Origin of the sequence: Sphingorhabdus sp. EL138, assembly GCF_900258045.1 — a bacterium.
In the GTDB taxonomy this organism is placed as follows: domain Bacteria; phylum Pseudomonadota; class Alphaproteobacteria; order Sphingomonadales; family Sphingomonadaceae; genus Parasphingorhabdus.
Window position 1 is genome coordinate 1,266,277 of record NZ_OGVD01000004.1, and the last position, 25,921, is coordinate 1,292,197.

Consider the following 25,921-nt stretch of genomic DNA (forward strand, 5'->3'; position numbering starts at 1 on the left):
GACCACCGCTATTGCAAGCCGCAGCCATTGCTCTAATCATAAACCCCGAGCTCTTCCATCCGAGCGACGAATCGAGGCTTACGTGCGACGAATTACCACAATTACGGATTGCCATAACGTGAACGACTTTCGTTCTTTGGCCAAAAAGCGCCTGCCTTTCCCGATTTTTGACTATATTGATGGTGCCGCAGACGACGAAGTCACCCGTCGCCGTAACACCGAAGCTTATGAAGCATGTGATCTTGTGCCCAATGTGCTGGCCGGTGTCGAGGATATCGACATGACAACTTCGGTCATGGGGCAAAAACTCGCAATGCCATTATTTCTGTCTCCTACCGCCCTGCAACGACTGTTTCATTGGCAGGGCGAACGCGGTGTAGCGAGAGCGGCCGAGAAATTCGGAACCTTTTTCGGGATATCCTCTCTGGCCACGGTTAGCATCGAAGAAATCGGTGAAAGCATCGGCACTCCAAAGATGTTTCAGCTTTACGTCCACAAGGACAAAGGGCTTAACAAGTCGATGGTCGAACGCTGTAAGGCGGCAAAGTTTGATGCGATTACCCTGACCGTCGACACTATTGTGGGCGGCAATAGAGAACGCTGCCTGCGCTCTGGTTTTACCAGCCCCCCCAAAATCACGCCCGCCAGTTTTCTGAGCTATGCGACCAAACCGGCCTGGGCGCTTAACTACATGTTCCGCGAAAATTTTGAGCTGTCTAACCTCAAGGATCATGTCGCTGAGGGTACCAACGTTGCCCTGTCGGTAGCGGAATATTTCTCGACCATGCTCGATCAATCGCTGGACTGGACGATGGCCGAAGATATCCGCAAGGACTGGGGCGGTGAATTTTGCCTGAAAGGAATTATGTCGGTGGAAGATGCCAAACGCGCCGTCGATATCGGTGCGACCGCGATCATGGTGTCCAACCATGGCGGGCGGCAACTGGACGGGTCACGCGCACCATTCGATCAGCTTGCCGAAATTTGCGACGCCGTGGGTGATAAGATTGATGTGATATGCGATGGCGGCATCACACGCGGCAGCCATGTTCTGAAAGCGCTCAGCGTCGGTGCCAAGGCCTGTTCTGGCGGGCGCCTATACCTTTATGCACTGGCAGCCGCCGGACAGGCGGGGGTTGAACGTAGCCTCAGCTTGTTGCAAGCTGAGATTGAACGGGACATGAAACTTATGGGCGTGACATCCGTTGGTCAGTTGAACCGCGACAATTTGCGGTATCGAGCTTGACCACAAACAGGGAAAAGTGATGAAACATATTGCAAAATTAGCGACAACGTCAGCAGCAGCACTGCTTTTCCTGTCTGCCCCAGCGCAGGCACAAAGAGCCGATCCGGATGAAACAGCTGAAGAACATGCCCGGGATGCAGCAACCACGCCGGCCAAAGATGTCGGCCTAAAAAAGACCAAAATTCCTGCCAAGCTTATTGCCATTCAAGAAGATCCCTATTCTCTCGAAGGTTTGCGCCGCTGCTCCGCGATCATCAAGGAAGTCAAGGAACTGAATTCCGTGCTAGCGGCTGATGTGAACGAGAAAGTCGATAAATCCAGAGCCGAAAAGCGCGAAGAAACTGCGAGCCGTGTCGGTGGTGGATTGCTGGGCGGATTGATCCCCTTCCGGGGAATTGTGCGCGAAGTATCCGGGGCAGCAGGCGACGAACGCAAATATAACAGAGCCGTCTATGCGGGCGTCGTTCGTCGCGGTTTCCTAAAAGGTATTGGCAGAGAAAGAGGTTGCAAAGCCCCCGCCCGTCCATAGTCTATTTTATCAAGAGATGGCGTTCCTGTGTGCCGATCGGTTCGGCAGTTCAACGTGCCTGAACAATCCAGATACCACCAGGCAAAGCGACGCGTCCGCCATCATCATGAGGCGAAAGCGCTTCTTTCAAAGCCGCCAACAATCGAGACTTGAGATCATCATCAACCTCGCCTAGCGCCCGTGAAGCTGGTCCGATTTGCGATGAAAAATAGACCGCATCGTCAACACCACCAGATTGCGACATACAAATCTCAACAGAATGAGGTGCCATCGAAATCTCGTCAAAACCCGCTTCGGTCAATATATTTTTCAACCGCTCCGCATCGGCAAAAGCAAACGGACCAGGCGCATGCGGGTCAGTTTCCGGTGCTTCCGGCAATAGAGGCTTAATAGCCGCCATTGGAACCATCACCCACAGATTGACCTTCGGGCTCTGCCAGCAAGCAAAGACCATCCTGCCGCCAGGTTTCAGATTGGCTTTGATATTGGTGAAGGCCGCAACCGGATTTTCGAAAAACATCACACCAAAGCGTGACATGATCAGGTCAAAACCTTCGTCGTCCCGATATTCGGCGGCGTCAGCCAGCACAAGCGATCCACGTCCATTTGCCCTTGACCGTGCCAGTTCCAACATAGGTTCAGATACATCTACACCCGTGACCTCAGCGCCAGCGTCCATCGCAATTAACGACGTCTCACCAGTACCACAACCAATGTCCAGAACACGCTCGCCCGGCACAATCGCGGCAGCATCTATCAATAGGGATGTGACCGGCGCCAGCAAGGCGTCCATAACGTCCTGCTGTTCGGTCCACTTTACACCTGCATTGTCATTCCAATATTCGATCTGTTCTTCATTGGACATGACAGGCGCAAACTCCGTTAGGATGGTTGGAAACGGTCACTAGTGCATCAGGATGTGGCGAAAGCAGCCAATCAATAAACCCGCTTCTTCGGCTTCACATATTCTGCTTCGTCGGTCAGTGTAAAGTCATGGACCGGACGATAGCTGATATCGACTTTGCCGGTGCCGCGCGCCTTGTCAGGGCCGCCCCAACCGTCAAATGTCGCAACCGTGTGCTTCATCCATTCCTTGTCATTCCGGTCTTCATAATCTTCCTGCATATGGGCACCGCGGCTTTCCTTGCGGTTAGCGGCACTTTCCATTGTCACAACCGCCTGAGCCATCAGGTTATCGAGCTCCAGCGTTTCGATGAGATCGGTATTCCAGATCAACGAGCGGTCGGTGACGCTGACATCGCTCAATTTATTGTTCACCGCCCGCATTGCCGTCACGCCTTCGGTCAACAATTCGTCATCGCGGAACACAGCACAGTTTTTCTGCATTGTTTTCTGCATTTCCGTGCGCAGTGCGGCGGTCGTTGTGCCGCCTTTCGCATAACGGAAATGGTCCAGACGGGACAGTGACAGATCAGTTGAATCCTTGGGCAATGGTTTGTGCGATTCACCCGGCTTCAGCTTCTCTTTGAGACGCAGGCCGGTTGCGCGGCCAAAGACCACAAGATCGATCAGTGAGTTGGAGCCCAAGCGGTTTGCACCATGCACGGAAACACAAGCCGCTTCGCCGACCGAATAAAGTCCCGGGACCACAGCATCCGGATCATCCTTGGTCGGATTCACCACTTCGCCATGATAATTACAGGGTATACCGCCCATATTATAATGGACCGTCGGCACCACGGGTAGCGCCTGACGCGTCAGATCAACGCCCGCAAAAATCTTGCCGGTTTCGGTGATTCCGGGCAGTCGTTCTGCCAATACGTTAGGGTCGATGTGGTCTAGGTGCAGATAGATATGATCTTTCTCTGGGCCAACACCACGACCTTCCCGAATTTCGGTAGCCATACAGCGCGATACCACGTCGCGAGACGCAAGATCTTTTGCGCTTGGCGCATAGCGTTCCATAAAACGTTCACCTTCGGAGTTGGTCAGATAACCGCCCTCCCCGCGCGCGCCTTCGGTAATCAACACGCCCGCACCGTAAATGCCGGTGGGGTGGAACTGAACAAACTCCATATCCTGCAAAGGCAGACCAGCGCGCAATACCATGCCGCCGCCGTCACCAGTACAAGCATGAGCAGAGGTCGCACTATAGTAGCAGCGGCCAGAACCGCCCGTCGCGAGCACTACGGCATGCGCACGGAAGCGATGGATCGATCCGTCTTCGAGGCAGATAGCGATAACACCGCGGCACTCACCATCTTCCATGATCAGATCGATGGCAAAATATTCGATAAAGAAGTCAGCATCATATTTCAGGCTCTGTTGATAGAGCGCGTGGAGCATTGCGTGACCGGTTCTGTCCGCCGCTGCGCAGGTACGCTGTACCGGAGGACCATCGCCCATATTCTGCATATGACCGCCAAAGGGACGCTGATAGATAGTGCCGTCTTCATTGCGTGAGAATGGCACGCCAGCATGTTCCAGCTCGTAAACCGCCTGTGGCGCTTCGCGGACGAGATATTCAATCGCGTCCTGATCACCGAGCCAGTCAGAGCCTTTAACCGTGTCATACATATGCCAGGACCAGTGATCCGGCGTATTGTTACCCAGTGAAGCGGCGATGCCGCCTTGCGCCGCAACGGTATGCGAACGGGTTGGAAAAACCTTGGTAATACAAGCGGTTTTCAGGCCAGCTTCGGCAGAACCCATGGTGGCGCGCAAACCGGATCCACCGGCACCCACGACAACCGTGTCGAACGTGTGATCAATAATCTTGTAAGCGGGTTTTGAATCTGTGTCAGTCATTAAGCGACCACTCCGGTAAAGGCGACCTTGGCGACAGCGAAAATTCCCAGCGCTGCTCCACCAATGGCGAAAAAGTTAAGCAAGATGATAAGGCCGAATTTCATACCATGATCAGGAACATAGTCCTCGATCAGAACCTGAAGGCCCAGGCGCAAGTGCCAGAAGATACTCACCAGCATCAGCATCATCGGAACCGCAACCAGCGGCGAGGATAGCCAGCCAATCAGCAATTCATGCTCATAATTGGGCAATCTCAGTAAAGAGATGAGCAGCCATGCAATCAGAGCGAGATTGCCGACCGCCGTAACCCGTTGGATGATCCAGTGATGAGCGCCTTCCTGAGCAGAGCCAAGACCGCGAACCTTGCCGATATTTGTTCCTGATCCCATCGTCTTATCCAATCAGCTTTGCATAAATGACAAACCAGAGAGCGGCAGTCGAAAGCAGTGCCAGCACCGGCACGGCACCGGACCATAGTTTGTTCGTCTGAAGTTCATAACCTGCTCCGGCATCAAGCACGAAGTGGCGCAGGCCGGAATATGTATGTTCGAACAGGGCAAAGGTCATGCCTATCATCACGATAAAACCCGGGATTGTCGTCATAATGCCGACAAAAGTCTCATAGGCCTCTGGACCAGCAGAAATACTGTACAGCCACCACACCAATATCGGGGCTCCCAAAAAGGCGAGCGCATCACCCGTAGCACGGTGAAGGATGGAAACCAGCATATGTGGTCCCCATTTATAAATTCCCAAATGCGGCGATAACGGCCGGTTCGTTGGCTTAACCAATTTCAGTCCCCTGATCACGGACCCCGCGTCTTCCTCGGAGTCTTTGTAAACGAACCAGTGCTTTAGCGAAAACATGACAGCATGCAAACAGGATCACGGGGTTTTTATCGCCCACTTGTCAGCTTTTTGGGTGCAAATCCTTGCTTGGCGCCTGCAAATCACGAAAGTGCTGTCAAATTTATGAGGCTTTTAGCATCTCTTGTTGGACCTTTTGCGATCACGGCCTTATTCGTCCGCAGCATGACTGATGCAAAAACACATATTTTGGTGACTGGCGCCAGCCGCGGTATTGGCAAAGCGATATTGGATAGTTTCGGCGGGGCCGATGTTATGGCGGCTGGGCACAGTACTTCCGGTGAGGCAGACTTGCTGAAATCAGATTTTGCGAACTCCGATGAAGTCTCGCAATTGTGGCAGGATGCACTGGAAAGGCTGGATGGCCGGATTGATGTCTTGATCAACAATGCCGGTATCTTTGATCCCAACCCTATTACCGGCAGCGACGCAGACTGGCTGGAAAGCTGGAGCCGCACCATGCAAATCAACCTCACCGCCTCGGCGCAGCTTTGCCGACTGGCCGTGCAGCATTTTCAAGAGCGCGAGACCGCCGGGCGCATTGTCAACATCGCCAGCCGTGCTGCCTATCGCGGCGACAGCCCGGATCACTGGCACTATGCGGCATCCAAAGGCGGAATGGTCGCCATGACCAAAACCATCGCCCGCGCCTATGCCCATGAAGAAATTCTGGCCTTCGCCATCTGTCCGGGCTTTACCATGACCGGCATGGCCGAGGACTATCTGGAAAGCCGGGGCGGCGACAAGTTGCTCAAGGACATCCCATTAGGCCGCGTTGCGCAGCCAGAGGAAATTGCATCCATGGCGAAATATTGCGCACTGGAAGCGCCGCCATCCATGACCGGCGCAGTGCTCGATGCCAATGGTGCGAGCTTCGTCAGGTGACACCGCGCGTTCTTTTGGACACAGCCGAAATTCCCAACGGCGGGGGTGAGCTTCGGCTCTTTCAGCGCGGCCATGAATTTTCAATCATGCTCGGCAGTAACGAGCTGATGAACAGCCGCCTCAGCGGCTCAGAAGAAGCGCTCGCCACTCTGCCCTGCGAACGTCTGTCCGACCGGACCGCAGCACGCATATTGATAGGCGGCATGGGCATGGGCTTTACCCTGCGCGCCGCCCTGCCCTTACTGGATGCAAAGGCAGAGATTATCGTCGCCGAGCTGGTACCCGCTGTCGTGCAATGGGCACGAGGGCCGATGGCGGAAACATTCGATGGCAGCCTGGACGACCCGCGTGTTACCATTGAAACGGTGGATGTATTTGATCTGATTTCCCAGAATGAAAATCATTATGACGCGATCCTGCTTGACGTAGATAATGGGCCCGACGGTATTACCCACGCCTCTAATGATCGCCTATATACCACTGCCGGTTTGAAAACCGCGAAAGGGGCACTGCGTTCAGAAGGCATATTGGCCGTCTGGTCCTCTGCGCCGGACACAAAGTTCACAAGACGGTTAAGAGATGTCGGCTTCGCGGTCGAGGAAGCACCAGTACGTGCCCGCGGCAAACGTGGGGCACATCATATGATATGGTTGGCGCAAAACTAATATGCGACCAATGTCTGCTTTGGGCGCAAAAGCGGACGTTAGATATTCAGCTGATCGACAAACTCTCGCGGCCACCCTAAGCATATGAAATGATGGCAAGTACGAGAGGTTAGATTTGAGCACAACTCTATTTTACTGGGCAGCAGCGCTGATTTGCTATGCTACGGTTCTGATCCATATATTCGCTGGCGGAAGAGTGTTCGTCCGGCCATTCATGGGCGTCGAAATGGAGCCTAATTTAAAATGGATGGCCTACTATAGCTGGCATATTGCAACCATAATTATTGCCGTGGTTGCCTTGGGTTACACGGCAGCGGCTATTTGGTCAGCGCGGTTGGACTATGCCATTGTCTCAACCGGGATAGCCTTTTCTCTGGTAGCGCTAGCAATAGGCGTGGCGGTAAAAGCAAAATTGCCTTTACGGACTTTTCCAATCATCCCATTATTTGGTTTAGTGGTCGTTCTTGGGTTAGCCGGAATTTGGGTATAATCTCGGTTGTTTCGCAAGGAGGCTGGTCAATCTCGATAGTCAAAGTCATAGGCCCATCAATCTCCCCCTTTGTGACAAAGGTAAAGGCAGCGATTGCCTATAAGAAACTTCCTTTCGAACATCAGGAATATGTAGGCATATCTGAACTCAGGAAGCTGAACCCTCAAACTGGGAAGGTTCCAATAGTTCTGATTGGCGATGAAGTGATTTTTGACTCCAGTCTAATCTTACGCAAATTAAATATCGAAAAACCATCGCCTCCTCTGATTTCAAAGGACACAGCGGTCGCTGCAAAGCAATATTTGCTCGAAGACTGGAGTGATGAATCTCTTTACTGGTATGTTCAGGCACTGCGGTGGAACGCAAGAAACGAACCGCAGACACTTGAAGAAAATAGGCAGTTTGTTCCTGCTCCCCTCCGTTTTTTTGCAAAGCCGATATTGCGCCAACTGGTTGGCAAGCAACCGTTGAGCCAAGGGCTGGGCCGGTTACCTTACGAAACTCTTGTTGCCGAATTAGAGCGGCAATTGGACAATCTTGCAGAACTGCTCAAAGAGGAGCCGTTTTTCTATTCTGACCAGCCAAGTGTTGCTGACTTCGCTATCTACGGTATCAGTAGCACCGGCTTTTCTGGGGCCACACCGGAATTTGCCAATGCTTTCTCCAATAGAGCCGCGCTGCAGGATTGGCGCGAAAGAATGGATGCCATAATCTGAAGTCGGGGAATACTTCTAGTGTCCGCTTTCGGGATAAAACAGACGTCCCATTGCTTTCCTACAGCCCCTCTCATGGGTTATGTTCAAGCTGGCTCTTTGAATCTAGCAAATATGTGACGGTGTTGCGGTTTGATGGGCGTTTGCGAAAGGTCACACTCTCCAGAGTCGAATTAATTGTTAAACTATTGATACTAAAGTATTTTCTCCAGTCGAGATCGAAAACAAAACCGGCTTTGGGTGTGAACACCGGAAGCGAGCTTGTTATCCACTTTCGAGATGTAGCGGATAGTTTAATATAACGGGATCTCTGGCAAGAGGCTTTGAGGTCACCAAACCCACTCTCACTAGCCGAATCCCCAAAGCTCCGCTAACGAGCGCCCATGCTGAATTTTAGCAACATCACGGTGCGCCTTGGCGGCACAGTCATATTGGACGGGGCGACCGCTGCCCTGCCTCCCGGCGCGCGCGTCGGTATGATCGGCCGCAATGGTGCGGGCAAGTCGACCCTTATGAAAGTCATCGCTGGATTGCTCGAACCGGATGATGGCAGCGTCGACATGCCAAAAGGCGCCCGTTTGGGATATATAGCGCAGGAAGCTCCAGCGGGATCGGAGACACCGCTCGAAACCGTGCTGGCGGCCGACATGGAACGCGCGGACTTGTTGGCAGAAGCGGAAACGGCAGATGATCCGCACCGCATTGCCGAAATCCACGAACGGCTGAATATGATCGAAGCGCACAGCGCGCCTGCGCGTGCTGCCAAAATCCTAATCGGGCTGGGTTTCGACGAAGAAGCGCAGCAACAACCTATGGACAGCTTTTCCGGCGGCTGGCGGATGCGCGTCGCGCTTGCCGCACTATTGTTTTCGCAGCCTGAACTGCTGCTGCTCGACGAGCCGTCAAACCATCTCGATCTTGAAGCGACCCTGTGGCTGGAAAATTTCCTGACCAGCTATCAGGCGACGATTTTGGTGATCAGCCATGAGCGGGATCTGCTCAACAATGTCGTCGATCATATCCTCCATCTGCAGGGCGGGAAGACGACGCTCTATCCCGGCGGCTATGACGCATTCGAGAAACAGCGCGCCGAACGTCAGGCGCAAATGGCGGCTGCCCGGGAAAAGCAACTGGCTCAGCGTGAAAAGCTGCAGGCCTTTGTCGACCGCTGGGGTGCCAAGGCCCATAGCGCCAAACAGGCGCAGAGCCGGGTCAAGGCGCTGTCCCGCATGGAGCCGATTGCGGCGGCGGTTGAAGATCCCTCGCTCAGCTTTCATTTTCCCAGCCCTGCCGAGCTCAAACCGCCGCTGATCACGCTGGATGATGCGGCCGTCGGATATGGCGACAATATCATATTGTCCGGCCTGAACCTGCGCCTCGATCCGGACGACCGCACAGCGCTGCTGGGCCGCAACGGCAATGGCAAGACCACGCTTGCCCGATTGCTCGCCAGCCAGCTCGATCCCAAAGCCGGTGCGATGAACAAGTCCGGCAAATTGACCGTCGGTTATTTCACCCAATATCAGGTGGAAGAGCTCGACCCGACCGATACGCCATTGGAACATATGACCCGGCTGATGAAGGATGCGAAACCGGGCGCGGTCCGGGCGCAACTGGGCCGGTTCGGGTTTTCCGGTGACAAGGCGACGATGAAAGTCGGCAAATTATCAGGCGGCGAACGCGCGCGGCTGGCGCTGGCCCTGATCACCCGCGATGCGCCGCATCTGCTGATCCTTGATGAACCGACAAACCATCTTGACGTCGACGCCCGCGAAGCGCTGGTCCACGCATTGAATGAATATAGCGGTGCCGTCATCATGGTGAGCCATGATCGCCACATGCTGGAACTCACCGCTGACCGTCTGGTGATGGTCGACAGCGGTAAGGCCAAGGAATTTTCCGGCTCGCTCAACGACTATACCGATTTTGTGTTGGGGCGAAATCAAGAGGTGAAGACGGCCACAAACGGAGGTGGCGGGAATCGCAAGGAAGAACGACGTCTTGCCGCCGAACGGCGCAAGCAACAATCGGAGCTACGCAAAACGGCCAGTACCGCTGAAAAGAAAATAGAAATGCTCGGCAAGAAACTGTCCGGTATTGATCGCGCCATGTTCGATCCCGCCAGTGCGGAAAAGGACTATGCGGACCTGACGATGACCGAATTGATGAAATTGCGGGCCACGGTTCAGGATGAGTTGGAGCAGAATGAGGCCGCCTGGCTGGAAGCAAATGAAGCGCTGGAGATGGCGAATGCTTAGGGCTGGTAATGCTCCGGACCTGTTCCTTTGACCGACACATGGAAAATCAGCCTGCCCTGCACGCGTGAAGAGGCGGATAGACTGTCAGAGGACAGCCTGTTTGACGGCTCGACCGACAGCATGCCGACCATTGTCACACGCGAAGCAAATCCCGAAACACCCGATGACTGGGTGATCGAGATATACAGTGACGCCGAACCCAATGCGGCATTTCTCGAAGAAACTGCCAAACTATCCGCGTCTGCGAAGGCGGTCAATGTCCATCCCGTAGTTGAAAAGCTGGATGACGAGGATTGGGTAACACTGAGTCAGCAAGGTTTGGAACCTCTGCGCGCCGGTCGTTTTTATGTGCATACGTCCAACAGTGCGCCGATGAAAGATAGCAATGTCACCAATATTTGCATTGATGCCGGCCAAGCCTTTGGCACCGGACATCATGAGACCACCAAGGGATGTCTTGAAAGTCTTGATCGCCTGAAACGGTTAGGTCAAAGTTATAGCAATATTATTGATGTTGGCACAGGCACTGGCCTGCTTGCTTTTGCTGCGCGCCATCTTTGGCCGACATCCCGGATTATCGCCAGTGACATTGATCCCGTCGCCGTTCAGGTCAGTGCTGAAAATGCCGAAGTCAATAATATCGCAATCGGCCGTTCCCATCGGGCAATCCAACTGCAGACCAGCAACGGTCTCGATCACCCTGCCCTTCGCGACCGCGCGCCTTATGATCTGATCATTGCCAATATATTGGCGGGTCCGCTGATCGCGCTGGCCCCGCAACTTGCCGCAGCGGCAACCTCCGGCACAGTTCTGGTCCTTGCAGGCCTATTGGAAACCCAGAGAGCGGAAGTCCTGCATGCTTATATCCGGGTAGGCTTTCGCCCGCGTCATAGCCGCATGGAAAATCAATGGCCGTGCCTGACGCTCGTCAAAGCAAAAGAATATGGGCCTGCTAAAACACACCGGATTTTGAGATCACCACTGGCATCAGACTATTTTGGAGAATGCTGACCGGTTAAACGATAACCGCTCTGTCCGACTTTGCACTGGGATGGTCCTGCTTGCCACGCGTCAGTACAACGTCGTCGTCGATAATATCGGCAATCGCAATGTCCGGCATATCGGCAATTTTCTCGTAAACCGGTTTGAAATCGGTCTCGACAGTCACGCGCAACAGCTCGTCGAGACTGGGAATAACAAAGTAATTTTGCTGAAAATCATCAATCCGATATTCGGTGCGCAAGACCCTTTCCAGATCGAACATGATACGATTGGGGCTGTCGCTATCGAGTGCGAAGACACTTTCGCCATAGCTGGAAACTATTCCGGCACCATATATACGCAGCCCTTCCGGTTCCTGAATCAGGCCGAATTCGACAGTGTACCAATATAGTCTGGCGAGCTGTTTCAGCGTCCCGAATTTCAGCGCTCTGAGGCCGCCACGCCCATAAGCGGCCATATAGTCAGCAAAGCGCTGATCCGCGAGCATTGGAACATGTCCAAAAACATCATGGAAAATATCCGGTTCCTGCAGATAATCAAGCTGATCCGGTTTTCGAATGAAGTTGCCGGATACGAAGCGCCGATTGGCAAGATGCTCAAAAAAAACGTCATCCGGTACCAGACCTGGAACGGCCACCACTTGCCAGCCAGTCGCATCCATCAATATCCGGTTGAGTTCCTCAAAATCCGGAATGCCGGGTTTCGACAGTTGCAATATGTCAATGCCATCAAGAAAGGCCTGCGCCGCACGCCCTGGCAACATTTCCCGCTGGCGCGCAAAAAGCGTGTCCCAGGTTGCATGTTCCTCGGCGCTGTAAGCGGACCAGTTCTGATCTATTGTCCAGTCGGCATTTGCGTGCGCTGGCGGCTTGTCATAGACATGGGTTTCCGGGTCGGGGGCTGTCAACATGACGGCATCTTACAGCAGAAAAGGTTTCAATGGCAACTTCTCGCATGAAATGGCCCAAACGCATCATCAAAGGTCTCGTGGCTGTAGTCATGCTGTATCTTGTCGCTGCGTTATTCGGCAGCATATTGCCAGCCAATCAATTCTGGAAAAGCCCGGATGATGGCATCGAATTGTTCATAGAAACCAATGGTATACATACTGGTATCATTATGCCGATTCAAACTGATGTGTATGATTGGTCAGAACTGGTCCGTCCCGAACATATGGGTGAACCGGCAAGATATGGCAGCCACATTCTGGTCGGTTGGGGTCACGAAGGTGTCTATCGCAACGCGGAATATTGGCAGGACCTGCGTTTCAAGGACGCCGCCAGTGCCGTATTCGGCAGTGATGACGTCCTGTTGCATATCTATCACCTGAACTATCCACAGGCTTATCCCCATTATCGCCGGAGCTTCCGGGTCAGCGAGGCTGAATATCGTCTGATTGTCGCTGCGATAAAAGGCCGTTTTGTCCTGAATGATTCTGGCCAGCCGATCCCGTCCAAGGGCTACGGCCAGAGCGACCTGTTCTACAAGTCCTGGGGCCACTACAACGCCTTTTATACTTGTAACAGCTGGACTGGCGACGTCTTGCGTAAAGCAGGTATCAGAACCGGAATCTGGACTCCTTTTCAGGGCGGCGTGATGCGATGGTTTTTGGAATGATTTTCGAAAATGGGCAAATCAAATTGACAAGCTATAAGGTTGCGGAATGATGGCGTCGCCGGGAGAGCAGCGGATTCAGCACGACTATTTCCCCATAGTTTCGTTCTATATTACCTGATTGCTCAAGTTTGCCCAGCGCTTTGCCGAGCGAAACCCTTGATACGCCGACCAGATCGGCAAGCTCCTGCTGAGTAATCGATATCGAGACTGTGTGCCCCTCCCCCTCGCAAAGACCTAACAGGGCCCGGGCAACGCGTTCGACCGTAGACAGATTGCGCCCTGCATTGACAAGGTCGAAGGCCTGTTGCACCATATGAGCCATTGTTTTCAGCAATATCCTCGCCACACGCGGATCGGACGTGATGGCTTCTTGAAGCTCTTTTTCGCCAATCCGAACCAGTGTCACGTCATTACCGGCAATGGCGTCTACCATCCTCGGAAATTCGCCGAGAAATGCCTGCTCTCCAAAACTTTCACCCGGTCCCAGCACCGCAAAGATCGACAATTTGCCATCAAAGGAATAGCGGCCGATTTGAACGTTGCCGCTGCGAATATGCCAGAACTCCTTGCCCGGATCACCGCGCTGCTGGATCAATTCTCCTTTTGCGAATTGACGTACTAGTCCGAGATTTAAAAGGCGGCAGCGAACATCTTCGGGTAACGCTGTCACAAATCCGGCAGCCGCAAAAGTAGACCGGGAGAAATGGCCTGATTCAACCAATTGTAAACCTCTTAGCATTTGAGAAACCAGCTATCTGCTATCAGCGGATCGATTTCAAGACGTTTTAAGGTCGAGGAGCCCGGCAGTGAGGCCAGAGATATTTGCTATTGTGGGTATTTTCGCGCTGTTCGGCCTGCTCGAACTGTTCCGCACCAAGCTGTTCGCAAAGCCCGAGCAAAATTTCGACGATGCGATGGTAGAGATTATCGGCTCGGCCGTTTTGCTCATTTTCACCCAGCCCATGATCATTGTATCCGCGCAATTCCTGATGGGTGCTGTCGCCCCTCAATGGGCCGGCGCACTGACCAACATCCCGATTCTCGCAGCCATCGCGCTGTTCCTGGTCTTTGACGATATGATGCAATACTGGCTGCACCGGCTGTCACACCAGATCCCGTTTCTCTACAACCTCCACCGGGCACATCATAATGCCAAATATATGAGCATCCGTCTCGTTTACCGGAACAACATATTCTATTATCTGCTGATGCCGAGCATCTGGTTTTCCGGTGTACTCATCTATCTTGGCCTGGGCTGGGTCTATGTCGGTTATATCATTGTCAAAATGGCCGTGATCATTGGCGCACATAGTGATGTTGCCTGGGATGAACCGCTTTATAAAATCAAATGGCTATCACCCGTAATGTGGCTTGTGGAAAGAACCATCTCGACACCCGCAACGCACCATGCCCATCACGGCCGCCACATGGAAGATGGCGCGACCAACTATAAAGGCAATTACGGCAATCTTCTTTTCTTCTGGGACGTCCTGTTCGGCACAGCGAAAATCACGCGCCGCTACCCGGACAGTTATGGCGTCGAAAATCTTGCACCGGCAACCCTTGGTCAGCAACTGGCCTGGCCGCTTTTTCCTGAGAATACGGATGGCGGCTACGGGGTAAAAGAACTCGCAGCCAAGGAAGCTGCGGCGAAGGCCGGTTAACAGGTTGGGGTGGGACCAGGGCGGCTGACGGATGGGGGAAAACCGTCAGTCGCCTTGGACTTTTCCCGGTTCAGAAGATTTCGCACAGCACTCAATAATCCGGCTTCTTGCGCGTCAGCGGATAAGCAAACTGCTTCAAATAACCCTTAGGCACATCTTCCGGTATCCCATAGCCTTCCGGCCATTTGGATGGCGGCAGATAGAAGGTCCCGAACAGCTTGTCGATCCACGGAAAATGGATCGCAAAATTCACATCAAACGCCTCCCGTTCCAGTCCATGATGCCAATGGTGAAAGCGCGGTGTTGCAATCCAGTGACCCAGCCAGTTGAAATCACCCTTGATATTCGCGTGCAGCAGGGACGAGTAGATATAGACGAATGCGATATAGGCCTGCAGCACGGACGGGCTGAACCCCAGGGTCATCATCGGCAAGGATGTGATACCGCGCAGCAATATGATCTCGATGAAATGCATCCGCGCACCGGCCAGCCAGTCCATCGATTTGGCCGAATGATGCACCGCATGAAAGCCCCAGAGAAACGGGAACCGGTGAAAGGTCCGATGAAAGAAATATTGCACCAGATCGGTCAGCACCAGGACGATCAGAAACTGCAATATCCACGGGATGGAGGCGACCATCGCCCGGAATGCATCCCAGCTGTTCGTATTGGCCACCACGACGTTGGACGGGGCCAGCGCCAGAAAGGTCAAAGCCTGCACCATCATCGAGCTGATCAGATAGTAAAACAGATCCTCTCGCCATTCGATGCGGAACAGACGTTGCGACCGTTTATGCGGCAATATCCTTTCCAAAGGCGCGAACATCAGTCCAGTGGCCACCATATTGACGATGAAAAAGTCTAGGCCGAAAAATATGCCCCAGCTTCTCGTATCTTCCGGCTGCACATTGGCCCCTCCCAGAAACGCAGCAGTAATACCAATGGCGAGAGCAAAAAAACCGAGAGACTTGCGGGGGCGCAGCAGCAGGCTCAGCAGCGCCAGCGCATAGGAACCCAGCAACAACAGGTGAACCACTCCGCGAAAACCGGTCCAGTCCTTCACGGCCTGCAATTCCGGAGTGGCGAACCAATCGGGAAAGCGCAGCGCGATCACCATGCCCAGCCCTGCAATGGCCATCACGACCGCGAAAAAGCCGGCGAACCAACCGCTACCGAAACGGCGCACTTCAGGTGGTGCCTCCAGGTCCTTGGCAAGCTGCTTCAATATTCCCTGTTTCTTCGCCATTATTGTCCTCGCAAGTTTTGGCTTATCCGGCCGCCTTCACAATGTCCGCCCATGCCGCTTCGTCAATCACTTCAATGCCGAGTTCGGCGGCCTTTTTCATTTTTGATCCTGCGCCCGGTCCTGCGACGAGCAAGTCGGTCTTCGCACTAACCGAACCCGATGCTTTTGCTCCCAATGCCTCGGCCTGCGCCTTGGCCTCATCGCGGCTCATGGTTTCAAGCTTGCCTGTGAAGACAACGGTTTTCCCGGCCACAGCGCTGTCCCGGGTCTCGACGATATAATCCGGCGGCGTGACCTCGCTCAGCAAATCCTCCCAAACCGCACGATTATGAGGCTCATGGAAGAAATCCGCCAATGCTTGCGCGACCGTTGGTCCGACCCCGTCAATGGCGGTTATCTCTTCACGGATCGCCTCATCCTCGCGCGCTGTTATGCCGATTTCAGCCAATTTGGGCAGCGTTGTGAAATTTTTCATCAGATCCCGCGCCGTTACCGCGCCGATATGGCGGATACCCAGACCAAATAGCAGGCGTGCGGCATCAGCGGACCGTTTCTTTTCCACAGCCGCCAACAGATTATCCACAGACTTTTCCTGCCAACCGTCTCGCGCCAATATGGCATCCCGATGCTGGTGCAGCCGGAAAATATCGGCAGGGCTTTCGATAAACCCGGCTTCGATAAATTCCGCGATACTCTTTTCGCCCAGACCATCAATGTCCAGCGCCGCGCGGGACACAAAATGCACCAGCCGCTGGAACCGCTGCGCCGGACAAATCAGCCCGCCCGTGCAACGGACGTCCACCTCGCCCTCTTCGGCGACCGCCTCGCTGTTACATTCCGGGCAATGATCAGGGAAATTGTAAGGCTCGCGCTTCTCCTCAGCGGTCAGATTTTCTACGACCTGCGGGATGACGTCACCGGCCCGCTGAACCACCACACGGTCGCCCGGACGCACGCCCAGCCGTTCAATCTCATCCCGATTGTGCAGCGTTACATTAGACACGACCACACCGCCCACCGTCACCGGCTTCAACCGTCCAACCGGAGTGAGTTTGCCTGTCCGCCCCACCTGAATATCAATGCTCTCGAGCGTCGTCTGCGCCCGCTCCGCTGGAAACTTATGCGCCAGTGCCCAGCGCGGCGCTTTGGCGACAAAGCCAAGGCGTTGCTGCCAATCGAGCCGGTCAACTTTATAGACCACCCCATCAATATCATAAGGCAGGTCTGCCCGTTCCGCCTCGATATGGCGGTAATGGCTGAGCATTTCTTCCAGCGTTTCAAACCGTTTGACCAAAGGCGACAGCGGAAGGCCCCAGCCTTTAATCGCTGTCATGACGTCAAATGCCGTTTCCCCCGGCAAGGCGCTTGCCACACCCCAACCATGGGCCCAGAATTTCAGCGGACGCTTGGCAGTGATACTGGCATCTTTCTGCCGCAGCGAACCCGCCGCCGCATTGCGCGGATTGGCAAACTGACGGATTTTGTCGGGATCAAAGGTGGTGTTTTTGGCCGCAGCATCAGCCTTGCCTTCGTCCATCAGGCGCGTGTTGAGGCCATCAAAATCAGCCTTGGCCATATAGACTTCACCGCGGATCTCAAAGACATCCGGCGCTTCGCCCGCTAAAGTCTGCGGGATATCCGATATCATCCGGACATTGGCGGTCACATCCTCCCCAATCTGGCCATCACCACGCGTCGCCGCCAGTACCAGTTCGCTCTTCTCGTAACGCAAGGCGCAGGACAGACCATCAATCTTGTCCTCCGCCGTCACCGCCACCGGCTCGCCCTCTGGCAAATTCAAAAACCGCCGCACCCGCGCCAGCCATTCGGCGATATCCTCGTCCGAAAAGCCATTATCGAGGCTCATCATCCGCTGCTCATGCGCCACCTTGGACAGCGGGGAAGCCGCGACAGCCGCGCCGACCAGCTTGTTCGGGCTGTCATCGCGCACCAGATGCGGGAAAGCCTCTTCCAGCTCGTTATTGCGCCGCACCAGCGCATCATAATCCGCATCGGATATTTCCGGCGTGTCTTCCGCATGGTAGAGCTTGTTATGCTTGGCGATAGTCCTCGCCAGACGCATCAGTTCATTGGCTGCTTCGGCTTCGGAGAGATTGGTTTTTTCGGACAAGGTCATCACATTCCAGCGACAGGTGCGACCTCGAACCGATGGCCAAATCCGTTGATCATCGACCTGCCTTTACCAATCGCTTCCTGTACAGATTCCAGTTGTAATGAAGCCGTGTGCGCGTCCTTGGTCTCCCAGTATTTGGTGATCCAAATTGCATTTTCGTCGTTCATGTCTTTCGATATCGCGTAAGACAGGTTACCCGGCATATTGCGCGTCCCCTTTGCCAAAATGGAGATTAATTCATCACGCTTGCCTTCGGCAACTTTCATCTGACCGATAATACCGTAAGCATTTTCGAGTTCTGTATCTTTCATTTTTGCAATCCCTGCTGATGTAATAATTGGCAGAACAGCCCCGACCAAACCACCGCCAAAAATCTGCATTAAATGCCTCCGGTCCACTCAAACACCCTCCAGCAAACGATCCGCCTGCGCCCTCGCCTCATCGGTCACGTCGGCGCCTGACAGCATCCGTGCAATTTCCTGACGACGGCCATCGTCATCCAACGCGTTGACATCGGTCCGCGACACCGTGCCGTTGGAGCTTTTGTTGATCAGCATATGGGCGTTACCCTTGGACGCGACTTGCGGACTGTGGGTCACGACCAGCAATTGCGCGCTGTCTGACAGGCGCGATAGCCGGTCGCCAATGGCTGAGGCCACCGCGCCGCCGACGCCGCGGTCGACCTCGTCAAAGATTATCGTCTTTGCCCCGCCCTCTTCGGCCAAGGCCACTTTTAAAGCCAATATGAAGCGCGACAGTTCACCGCCAGAAGCGATCTTGCCCAGCGGGGCCAAGGGTGCGCCGGGGTTTGTGGATATCAGAAATTCGATCCGGTCCATGCCATTGGCACCCCAAAGATCTTCTTCCAGCGGTTCCAGCAACGTTTCAAAGCGTGCGGCATCCAACTTCAAAGGAGCGAGTTCCCCGGCCACGGCTTTGTCGAGTGATTTGGCCGCTTTGGTCCGTTTGAGCCGCAACGTCTCCGCCGCATCCACATAGGCCTGCCGGGCGGCTTTCACATTTGCTTCCAACGTCGCCAGCGACTTCCCGCCGTCGCTGATAGCAGCCAGCCGGCTTTCCAGGTCGATCAGTAACTGCGGCAAAGCATCGCCCTCAACCCGATGCTTGCGCGCCAAGGCACGCAGGTCAAAGAGCCGCGTTTCCATGTCGTCGAGCCGCTGCGGATCAAAGGTGAGCGCATGGGCCGCGTCATTCAGCTTTTCTTCCGCCTCACTGGCTTCGATCACCGCGCGGTCAATGGCCTGCAACGCTTCTGCCAACAACGGATGATCTTCCGAAATCCGGTCCAGCCGCCGCGCCGCCGCCCGCAGGGACGCCAGACCGCCATTTGATCCATCAAAAGCCGCTCTGATCGCTTCGAGATCACCGGTTAGCTTCTCGCCCTTCATCATCGTCGCACGCTCGAGGGCTAATTCTTGTTCTTCACCCTTTTGCGGCGCGAATTTGGACAGTTCGGCTACGCTATGCTCAAGATATTCGCGGTCCTGTTCCGCCGCTTCCTGATCGTCCAACGCTGTTTGCAACACGGCTTTTGCAGACTGCCAACCTTCAAAGGTTTGCCTGACTTTTGCGCCGTCAGCGCCAGCATAGGTATCGAGCAAAGCCCGATGGCCCTTGGGATTGATCAAACCGCGATCATCATGCTGTCCGTGTATTTCGATCAACCTGCTACCGACTTCACGCAACAAAGCCGCTGAACATGGTTGATCATTGACAAATGCCCGGCTGCCGCCATCGGCCTTGACTGACCGTTTGATAATCAATGGCTCGCCCGGCTCCACATCAATATCATTGTCCTGGAGATAGACCGCCAGTTTGCTGTCGTTAGTGGGCGCGTCAAAGCTCGCCGTCACCTGTGCCTTTTGCGTTCCTTGCCGGACCAAACCGCTATCCGCTCGATTGCCCAACGCCAGGCCAAGTGAGTCCAGCAGGATCGATTTACCCGCCCCGGTTTCGCCGGTCAGCACCGACAAGCCAGACCCGAATTCCAGGTCCAGCGCCTCGATAAGAACTATGTCACGAATGGAAAGGGACTGCAGCACAGCCCCCTCTTAAATCACGTTTATCTTAGCTGCAACGCTCCATAACATTTGGAACGCGGCAATTTACAAATGATCAGGTTGCGCCGTGTTTTTGCACCAGCTCATAAGCCCGTTCATACCATTTCGAGCCGGGATAATTTGTACCCAGAACAGCTGCGCTTTTCTTCGCTTCTGCAGGAATGCCCAATGCCAAATAGGATTCCGTCAAACGCATCAAGGCCTCGGCCGAGTGGGTCGTGGTTTCATATTTGTCGATAACCGTGCGAAACCGGATTGTCGCCGCCAGCCATTTGCCGCGACGCTGGTAAAAACGGCCAATTTCCATTTCCTTACCCGCCAGATGGTCGTTGACCAGATCCATCTTCAACAGCGCATCCGCAGCATAGCGTGTATTAGGATAGCGACGCGCCACTTCACCCAGAGTTGCAAGGGCTTGTTCGGTAATCTTCTGATCCCGTGTCACATCACTAATCTGCTCATAATAGCTGAGCGCGATCAGATAATAGGCATAAGGCGCGTCTTTATTGCCGGGATGGATAGACAGGAAACGGCGCGATGATTGAATCGCCTTGTTATAGTCACCGGCTACATAATAACTGAACGCACTCATCTGCTGCGCACGGCGGGCCCAGGGCGAGTAAGGGTGTTGGCGTTCGACCTCGTCGAACAAGGCGGCTGCGATCTTGTACTGACCACGATCAAGCCGGTCTTTTGCAGCATTATACAGCGTGTTCACATCGCGAGCGACATAGCGGGTATCCGCACTGCCGCCACCTCCGCCACCTAGCCCTGCACAGGCAGACAGCATTGTTAGAGACAGGGTCGATGCGAGGACGAGGCTGATTTTTCTATTCATGGCAAATCCCTTAAACGCAAATCTTGAGCAGGCCAACAGGTTATTGGAGTGCGTGGTTAAAGGATCGCATAACGCGGCCTTGTTATCTGTAAGATGAATGATGCCTTTATTCTCCAGCACTTTGGTTAGCGGCATCATTGACCAAAAATACCACATAGCCGCGAAAATTGGGATTTTGCTTCAATGAAGCGGGAGCACGCCATTCCCCGCCTTGCACCAGACCAATACGAAACGGCATCGGCAAATCATCGATATTGTCGAGCCAGCGCTCGTAACCCGGTATAGTGCTACGCCCCTGATAAACCTGAAACACGGTCTCATCGATCACATCAGCCAGCGAAGCTAGTGCGGCAGGATCTCCATTGGCGCTCCAGTCCAGCAGCCCGGTAATACCAAGGGTATATTGCTCCGGAAGCTGTTCCCGAAGGTCGCGCAAAAAAGCCGCATATTGATCCAGCGCGCGGGTATTTGCATCAAAGTCAATTTGTAAACCGACCACAACATTGCCTTTCGCAGACCACTGCCCCAGCCGGGTCAATATCTGACGATAGACTTCCGGCGACAAGTCAAGTGTCTCCACCCGTATAACCATCCAGATTTTTGCATGTTTGATGTCAGGAATTCCCGGCCGCAGCGACACCAAAGTCTTTGCATCCGACGCTCGCACTTCGCCCTCCAGAATATAGACGGTCTTCGCACGTTCAAGAACCGGCTGCGGCCTAACACCCGCCCACAGCCAAAAACTGTCATGATCAGAGGCGTTTACTGTTTGATCTACCTCCCGCTGCTCACAGGCCAAGAGTGTCAGCGACATGATCGCAATTATGAACCCCAGAAAGGTACGCCGGTCCACTACCAGTAATATTTCAAGGCCTTGGCCCATTTCGAATTCGGATAACCGTTTTTCAACCGCCGGAACCAGGCTTTACGCTGCGACACTTCGACAGATTTGCCACCACAGCTATTATTTCCGGTGCGGGCATAGCAATAGACTGCCCGATACAAGGCATAGGATATATCTTCCTTGTTGGCACGCCGATCGGCAATGATGTCCTTGTAGATATCCTGTCGCACCAGCTCGTCACTGGCGAATTTTGATTCTGCGCTTCCCAATGCACCTTCTTTCGGCAAGCGGTTACTCATGCTGAAATAGTCGAAACCATTCAGGCGAATAAATTCCCCCAGGCACAGACGCGCGCGGTGCTGTTTCGGGCTTTTTGCCAGCGACCGAACCGTTGCCGTCAGGCTAGGGCATGAAAACTCATCCTCGACAATTCCCTTGTTGAATAGTCCCAGTGGAACATTTTCATCGGCGTGGAGCATTGTCAGATATCCGTTTATCACCGCATCGGCCGGGATTGATCTGGAATCCTTCAAAAAGTCCGAATATTGGCCGCTAGCCAGTTGCTTGTAGAGCAAGGTGAATAAGGCCACTTGCCGCTCATGCGCTGATCGTGACTGATCGCCAGCCGTACGCCGCAGGATGTCAGGGCCGACGGAATATTGCAGCAATATTTCGCGAATAGTCTGCTCCTGAACCAGGGAATCAGACTCAAAAACTTTGTCCACCTGACCTTTGGATTCCAGGCTGGTCGCCAGTCCTAGTTCAACAAACGGACGCTGATAAGGTTGCTTTGCGCCAGCGATCATATCTCGCCAGAACCCTTCTTCATTACGGTCGTTGAGCTGGGCAAGTGCCATGCCGCGCAACGCTTGCCGGCTGAATTGCAGATAGCTGAAGTTTTGCTGTCGTGCGGCATCCGGAATGAGTTGCAAAACTCTGCGAGCATCACCCTCCACGTGAAAGGCGTGGCTTGCCTGCAAAAATTCGTAAATTGCCGGGCTATCCGACAAGGCATCTTTCATTCCATTTAACTCGGCAAGGCTGATTTGCGTGCCCTCGTAAACCGGTTCACGCATTTTTTGGAGGGCTATGACCGCCAATAGCAGTGGATCGGAAACCTGCGTTTTTGCCTTGTCGTTATACAACAGCTTTACATCAACCTCTTCTGCAAAAGCACCAGGATCAAGACTGTTTGTTTGCGCCAGCATCTTCTCGTAAGCACCAACCAGGTTTTCATTCTCCCCTGCCAGCCAGAAAATACGCCGCATCAATCCCTTTGCCGAGGCTGTGTAACGACCTTCTGGAAAATTTTTGATGTAAGCGTCAAAAACCTTTTTCGCGTTCGTTATCGCTATTTTGTCAACGGCGTCCGGCCCTGAAAAATCACCCCAGTTACCGAAAGCGGATACCTGCGCACGATTTATCTCGGTACGGCCAATCATATAAATGGCGGTTTCGCTCAGCCAGCCATTCGAGCTTTTGGTAAGCTCTGCAAAACGATCATGCGCCACCTTGAAATCACCAATGTAAAACGCCTGCGCACCAAGCAGATATGTCAGAAACTCTCGCCCTTTTCTTGACCGGATCATTTTGGATGGATCACTCCATTCCAGTTTCGCCAGCGCCTTTTGTTCTTCAGAAAAATAATAACGGGAATAACCGCCGCGCTGCGGATCAGCGCAGATCGAAAAGATAGTGGAGCGAGCCGCTATCAGTGCATCTTGCTCTTTCCGTTTTATCTTTGCAGCGCGTAGTTCAGCTTCAAACAGCTGCGTTCCGGCGTGATAGCTTTGGCAACGAGAGCCGCCGAAACGGGACCGGTCGAGTTTTTGGGCAGGCTTGGGATAAAGTGCCTGATCAAATGTGTTCCAGCGGAAGAAATTTCGCCCTTGTCCTTCATAAAGATCAGTTTTGGGGTAGCTGAAATCGGAAGCATTGGGAACGCGGTCCGCAAGCAACAGCATCATATTGGTCCGCGTATCATTAGCCGGCGTGAGGACAGCTATCCCGGAACAAGTCGCGTCAGTGCCAAGCTTCCATTCAGGATAGCAGCCAAAGTCTCCGCTGGCCTGAGCCGGACCGGTCAACAAGAGAGCTGTGAAAGCTGCAAACCCCGCTAGCAAAAATTTTTGCATTACCATCCCCCATCCGCTTTGATCGCCCGAAACACCGGACTCGATAGATTTGAGTTTACCTTGGGCCCCACAAACAACAAGGTCGCAATATTTTCAAAACGTGCTGATCATTGCTTGAATCTATCTGTTCGCAAGATAACCGAGTCTTGATATCTGCGCGATGAATGCGCAAACTGAGCTTATGACAGACGCCCCCAACACCCCCACAAACCCTGTCCCTCAAAATAATAGCGGTGTCCCGACCGTTGATGGTGCTGATCCCTATCAGCGGGAGGAACAGACATTTCCCACTCTTAAAGAGAGTCACCTCGACCGAATGCTGTCTTTCTGTGAAAAGGAAACGGTGAAAGACGGGGCTCTGTTGTTCGAACGCGGCGAACGCAGCGTGGACTTTTTCGTCATCCTGTCCGGTGCGGTCGAGATTTTCGACACAGATGATCAGGGCAATGCCAATGTTTTTACGGTCCACCGGAAAAACCAGTTTACCGGCGAGCTTGACCTGTTCAATGATCGCGAAATTCTGGTTAGTGGGCGCGCATCGGGTATAACCGAGGTTCTTCGTTTCAAGCGTGCCGATTTTCGCCGGATGGTGGTGGCCGAGCCGGATATTGGCGAAATCATCATGCGCGCCTTCATTCTGCGCCGGGTGGGACTGATCCAGCATGCACAGGGCGGCGTTACAGTGATCGGGCGCAAGCAAGATGCTGTCACGCTTCAAATTGATCGGTTCCTGACCCGCAATGGCTATCCGCACCGCATGCTGGATATTGATGCCGATGAGGACAGCGCGAGCGCGATGGAAGGATTTAGCATTGATCGCGGTGACCTGCCGGTAGTCATTCTGCCGGACGGAAAACTGGTAAAATCGCCATCAGATAAGGAACTGGCCGATGCGCTGGGCTTGACCGAAGAATTGCGCCCTGACCATCTTTACGATCTTGCCGTTATCGGTGCAGGGCCTTCCGGCCTCGCAGCAGCCGTGTACGGAGCCTCAGAAGGGCTGGAGACTATCATAGTCGAGAAGCTGGCACCGGGCGGTCAGGCAGGTACAAGTTCCAAAATCGAAAATTACCTGGGCTTCCCAACAGGGATTTCGGGACAGGCACTGGCCGGACGCGCCCAGATACAGGCCCAGAAATTCGGCGCAAAGCTCGCCATTTCACGCAACGCGGTGGGGTTGGATTGCGATGGCGATTACAACAAGGTCAAGCTGGAAGGTGATGAAGCCATCTGCGCCCGGGCCTTGGTTATCGCGACGGGCGCCAGTTACCGCAAACTGAACCTGGAAAATGACGAAAAGTTTGAAGGTCAGGGCATTCATTATGCAGCTACTCCAATGGAAGCGAAACTATGCCATGATGAAGAAGTGGCGGTTATCGGCGGCGGCAACAGTGCCGGACAAGCCGCCATGTTCCTCTCCCAGACCGCTAAACATGTCCACCTGCTGATCCGCAGCGACAGTCTGGCCGCCAGCATGTCGAGCTATCTTATCGATCGTCTTGAGGCATCGCCCAAGGTCACGATACGATTTGGAACGGCAATCACGGAACTGATCGGCAAAAACCATCTGGAATACCTCCGCTGGAAAGGGCCTGATGGCATTGAGGACAAGGATATCCGAAATGTCTTCGTCATGATCGGTGCAGTTCCGAATACCGATTGGATTGGCGACTGCCTGCAATTGGACGGTTGCGGTTTCATTCGCACAGGCAGTGATTGTCAGGGCGAGCCAACCGACAGTCCCTATATGACAAGTCGCCCCGGTGTTGTCGCTGTAGGTGATGTCCGGTCCGGCTCGGTCAAGCGGGTGGCATCCGGCGTCGGCGAAGGGTCTGTGGTTATTCAGGCTGTGCACAAATTTCTGGCCGATCAGAAAGAGGCCGAGCAAGTTAAGAGCCAATTGGAAATGACATAGAAAAAGGGCCCCGCTTTCGCAGA

24 protein-coding genes are annotated in these 25,921 nt (G+C 53.9%); 11 read left to right on the forward strand and 13 right to left on the reverse strand.

What is annotated here, in order from left to right:
- The first annotated feature begins 118 nt into the window (after positions 1-118).
- Together DK507_RS16040 and DK507_RS16045 are read left to right on the forward strand one after the other, a co-directional pair.
- Positions 119-1,246 (forward strand): alpha-hydroxy acid oxidase, encoded by a 1,128-nt coding sequence (locus tag DK507_RS16040; protein WP_254054421.1) that lies wholly within the window; start codon positions 119-121, stop codon positions 1,244-1,246.
- Positions 1,247-1,265: 19 nt separating this feature from the next.
- The gene (locus tag DK507_RS16045) at positions 1,266-1,775 is read left to right on the forward strand and encodes a hypothetical protein (protein WP_109357298.1); all 510 of its coding nucleotides are present in this window, start codon (positions 1,266-1,268) and stop codon (positions 1,773-1,775) included.
- 49 nt (positions 1,776-1,824) lie between these two features.
- Here the strand turns inward: DK507_RS16045 and DK507_RS16050 are convergent, their stop codons facing one another.
- The 4 genes from DK507_RS16050 to sdhC form a co-directional block, all read right to left on the reverse strand.
- Complete coding sequence (locus tag DK507_RS16050) at positions 1,825-2,640, reverse strand: class I SAM-dependent methyltransferase (RefSeq protein ID WP_109357299.1); 816 nt, start codon at positions 2,638-2,640, stop codon at positions 1,825-1,827.
- 71 nt (positions 2,641-2,711) lie between these two features.
- A complete protein-coding gene (sdhA, locus tag DK507_RS16055) occupies positions 2,712-4,544 on the reverse strand; it encodes a succinate dehydrogenase flavoprotein subunit (RefSeq protein WP_109357300.1) in 1,833 nt (610 codons plus the stop codon).
- Positions 4,544-4,933, reverse strand: coding sequence for a succinate dehydrogenase, hydrophobic membrane anchor protein (sdhD, locus tag DK507_RS16060; protein WP_109357301.1), 390 nt, complete (start codon positions 4,931-4,933; stop codon positions 4,544-4,546). The genes sdhA and sdhD overlap by 1 nt, the downstream gene beginning before the upstream one ends.
- A 4-nt stretch (positions 4,934-4,937) precedes the next feature.
- The gene (sdhC, locus tag DK507_RS16065) at positions 4,938-5,336 is read right to left on the reverse strand and encodes a succinate dehydrogenase, cytochrome b556 subunit (protein ID WP_109357743.1); all 399 of its coding nucleotides are present in this window, start codon (positions 5,334-5,336) and stop codon (positions 4,938-4,940) included.
- Positions 5,337-5,576: 240 nt separating this feature from the next.
- On the opposite strand from sdhC, the gene DK507_RS16070 reads away from it, so the two are divergent.
- The 6 genes from DK507_RS16070 to DK507_RS16090 all read left to right on the forward strand — a co-directional run bounded on the left by DK507_RS16070 (position 5,577) and on the right by DK507_RS16090 (position 11,433).
- Positions 5,577-6,296 (forward strand): SDR family NAD(P)-dependent oxidoreductase, encoded by a 720-nt coding sequence (locus DK507_RS16070; RefSeq protein ID WP_109357744.1) that lies wholly within the window; start codon positions 5,577-5,579, stop codon positions 6,294-6,296.
- Positions 6,293-6,961, forward strand: coding sequence for an MnmC family methyltransferase (locus tag DK507_RS16075; protein ID WP_109357302.1), 669 nt, complete (start codon positions 6,293-6,295; stop codon positions 6,959-6,961). Before DK507_RS16070 ends, DK507_RS16075 begins: the two co-directional genes overlap by 4 nt.
- Positions 6,962-7,076: 115 nt before the next feature.
- The gene (locus DK507_RS17895) at positions 7,077-7,451 is read left to right on the forward strand and encodes a hypothetical protein (protein WP_162559087.1); all 375 of its coding nucleotides are present in this window, start codon (positions 7,077-7,079) and stop codon (positions 7,449-7,451) included.
- Positions 7,452-7,522: 71 nt separating this feature from the next.
- Positions 7,523-8,167 carry a glutathione S-transferase family protein gene (locus DK507_RS16080; protein WP_162559088.1) on the forward strand — a complete coding sequence of 215 codons (645 nt, stop codon included), beginning with the start codon at positions 7,523-7,525 and terminating at the stop codon, positions 8,165-8,167.
- Between the two features lie 380 nt (positions 8,168-8,547).
- Positions 8,548-10,422: an ABC-F family ATP-binding cassette domain-containing protein gene (locus DK507_RS16085; RefSeq protein WP_109357304.1), complete on the forward strand. Its 1,875-nt coding sequence runs from the start codon at positions 8,548-8,550 to the stop codon at positions 10,420-10,422.
- Between the two features lie 27 nt (positions 10,423-10,449).
- Positions 10,450-11,433 (forward strand): 50S ribosomal protein L11 methyltransferase, encoded by a 984-nt coding sequence (locus DK507_RS16090; RefSeq protein ID WP_109357305.1) that lies wholly within the window; start codon positions 10,450-10,452, stop codon positions 11,431-11,433.
- A gap of 4 nt (positions 11,434-11,437) precedes the next feature.
- Here DK507_RS16090 and phhA read toward each other — a convergent pair whose 3' ends face one another.
- Entirely contained in the window at positions 11,438-12,334 is an 897-nt protein-coding gene (phhA, locus tag DK507_RS16095) for a phenylalanine 4-monooxygenase (protein ID WP_109357306.1), read from the reverse strand.
- Between the two features lie 29 nt (positions 12,335-12,363).
- Between phhA and DK507_RS16100 the strand changes: the two genes are divergently transcribed.
- Entirely contained in the window at positions 12,364-13,041 is a 678-nt protein-coding gene (locus DK507_RS16100; protein WP_109357307.1) for a TIGR02117 family protein, read from the forward strand.
- A 31-nt stretch (positions 13,042-13,072) separates the two neighbouring features.
- Here the strand turns inward: DK507_RS16100 and DK507_RS16105 are convergent, their stop codons facing one another.
- The gene (locus DK507_RS16105; protein ID WP_109357308.1) at positions 13,073-13,780 is read right to left on the reverse strand and encodes a Crp/Fnr family transcriptional regulator; all 708 of its coding nucleotides are present in this window, start codon (positions 13,778-13,780) and stop codon (positions 13,073-13,075) included.
- Between the two features lie 67 nt (positions 13,781-13,847).
- Here DK507_RS16105 and DK507_RS16110 point away from each other — a divergent pair, with 67 nt between their 5' ends.
- Positions 13,848-14,705 (forward strand): sterol desaturase family protein, encoded by an 858-nt coding sequence (locus DK507_RS16110; RefSeq protein ID WP_216822397.1) that lies wholly within the window; start codon positions 13,848-13,850, stop codon positions 14,703-14,705.
- 91 nt (positions 14,706-14,796) lie between these two features.
- On the opposite strand, the gene DK507_RS16115 is transcribed toward DK507_RS16110, so the two are convergent.
- From DK507_RS16115 to DK507_RS16145, 7 genes are all read right to left on the reverse strand, one after another.
- Entirely contained in the window at positions 14,797-15,951 is a 1,155-nt protein-coding gene (locus DK507_RS16115) for a sterol desaturase family protein (RefSeq protein ID WP_109357309.1), read from the reverse strand.
- A gap of 22 nt (positions 15,952-15,973) precedes the next feature.
- The gene (ligA, locus tag DK507_RS16120) at positions 15,974-18,088 is read right to left on the reverse strand and encodes an NAD-dependent DNA ligase LigA (RefSeq protein ID WP_109357310.1); all 2,115 of its coding nucleotides are present in this window, start codon (positions 18,086-18,088) and stop codon (positions 15,974-15,976) included.
- On the reverse strand, positions 18,088-18,465 hold the full coding sequence (locus tag DK507_RS16125) for a putative quinol monooxygenase (RefSeq protein WP_216822398.1): 378 nt from the start codon (positions 18,463-18,465) through the stop codon (positions 18,088-18,090). The genes ligA and DK507_RS16125 overlap by 1 nt, the downstream gene beginning before the upstream one ends.
- A gap of 18 nt (positions 18,466-18,483) precedes the next feature.
- Positions 18,484-20,148: a DNA repair protein RecN gene (recN, locus tag DK507_RS16130; protein ID WP_109357311.1), complete on the reverse strand. Its 1,665-nt coding sequence runs from the start codon at positions 20,146-20,148 to the stop codon at positions 18,484-18,486.
- 73 nt (positions 20,149-20,221) lie between these two features.
- On the reverse strand, positions 20,222-21,004 hold the full coding sequence (locus tag DK507_RS16135) for an outer membrane protein assembly factor BamD (protein ID WP_109357312.1): 783 nt from the start codon (positions 21,002-21,004) through the stop codon (positions 20,222-20,224).
- 106 nt (positions 21,005-21,110) lie between these two features.
- Positions 21,111-21,887, reverse strand: a complete 777-nt coding sequence (locus DK507_RS16140) for a DUF3142 domain-containing protein (RefSeq protein WP_216822399.1) — start codon at positions 21,885-21,887, stop codon at positions 21,111-21,113.
- Positions 21,857-23,983, reverse strand: a complete 2,127-nt coding sequence (locus DK507_RS16145) for a hypothetical protein (protein ID WP_162559090.1) — start codon at positions 23,981-23,983, stop codon at positions 21,857-21,859. Before DK507_RS16145 ends, DK507_RS16140 begins: the two co-directional genes overlap by 31 nt.
- Positions 23,984-24,164: 181 nt before the next feature.
- Between DK507_RS16145 and DK507_RS16150 the strand changes: the two genes are divergently transcribed.
- Positions 24,165-25,898 (forward strand): FAD-dependent oxidoreductase, encoded by a 1,734-nt coding sequence (locus DK507_RS16150; protein WP_109357314.1) that lies wholly within the window; start codon positions 24,165-24,167, stop codon positions 25,896-25,898.
- Positions 25,899-25,921 lie beyond the last annotated feature (23 nt).

Bases quoted from the DNA above. Each gene is read 5' to 3' on its own strand.
- DK507_RS16045 (WP_109357298.1), top strand. From the start codon at position 1,266: ATGAAACATATTGCAAAATTAGCGACAACGTCAGCAGCAGCACTGCTT.
- DK507_RS16050 (WP_109357299.1), bottom strand. From the start codon at position 2,640: ATGTCCAATGAAGAACAGATCGAATATTGGAATGACAATGCAGGTGTA.
- sdhA (WP_109357300.1), bottom strand. From the start codon at position 4,544: ATGACTGACACAGATTCAAAACCCGCTTACAAGATTATTGATCACACG.
- sdhD (WP_109357301.1), bottom strand. From the start codon at position 4,933: ATGGGATCAGGAACAAATATCGGCAAGGTTCGCGGTCTTGGCTCTGCT.
- DK507_RS16070 (WP_109357744.1), top strand. From the start codon at position 5,577: ATGACTGATGCAAAAACACATATTTTGGTGACTGGCGCCAGCCGCGGT.
- DK507_RS16085 (WP_109357304.1), top strand. From the start codon at position 8,548: ATGCTGAATTTTAGCAACATCACGGTGCGCCTTGGCGGCACAGTCATA.
- phhA (WP_109357306.1), bottom strand. From the start codon at position 12,334: ATGTTGACAGCCCCCGACCCGGAAACCCATGTCTATGACAAGCCGCCA.
- DK507_RS16100 (WP_109357307.1), top strand. From the start codon at position 12,364: ATGGCAACTTCTCGCATGAAATGGCCCAAACGCATCATCAAAGGTCTC.
- DK507_RS16105 (WP_109357308.1), bottom strand. From the start codon at position 13,780: ATGCTAAGAGGTTTACAATTGGTTGAATCAGGCCATTTCTCCCGGTCT.
- DK507_RS16115 (WP_109357309.1), bottom strand. From the start codon at position 15,951: ATGGCGAAGAAACAGGGAATATTGAAGCAGCTTGCCAAGGACCTGGAG.
- ligA (WP_109357310.1), bottom strand. From the start codon at position 18,088: ATGACCTTGTCCGAAAAAACCAATCTCTCCGAAGCCGAAGCAGCCAAT.
- DK507_RS16125 (WP_216822398.1), bottom strand. From the start codon at position 18,465: ATGCAGATTTTTGGCGGTGGTTTGGTCGGGGCTGTTCTGCCAATTATT.
- DK507_RS16135 (WP_109357312.1), bottom strand. From the start codon at position 21,004: ATGAATAGAAAAATCAGCCTCGTCCTCGCATCGACCCTGTCTCTAACA.
- DK507_RS16140 (WP_216822399.1), bottom strand. From the start codon at position 21,887: ATGGGCCAAGGCCTTGAAATATTACTGGTAGTGGACCGGCGTACCTTT.
- DK507_RS16145 (WP_162559090.1), bottom strand. From the start codon at position 23,983: ATGCAAAAATTTTTGCTAGCGGGGTTTGCAGCTTTCACAGCTCTCTTG.
- DK507_RS16150 (WP_109357314.1), top strand. From the start codon at position 24,165: ATGACAGACGCCCCCAACACCCCCACAAACCCTGTCCCTCAAAATAAT.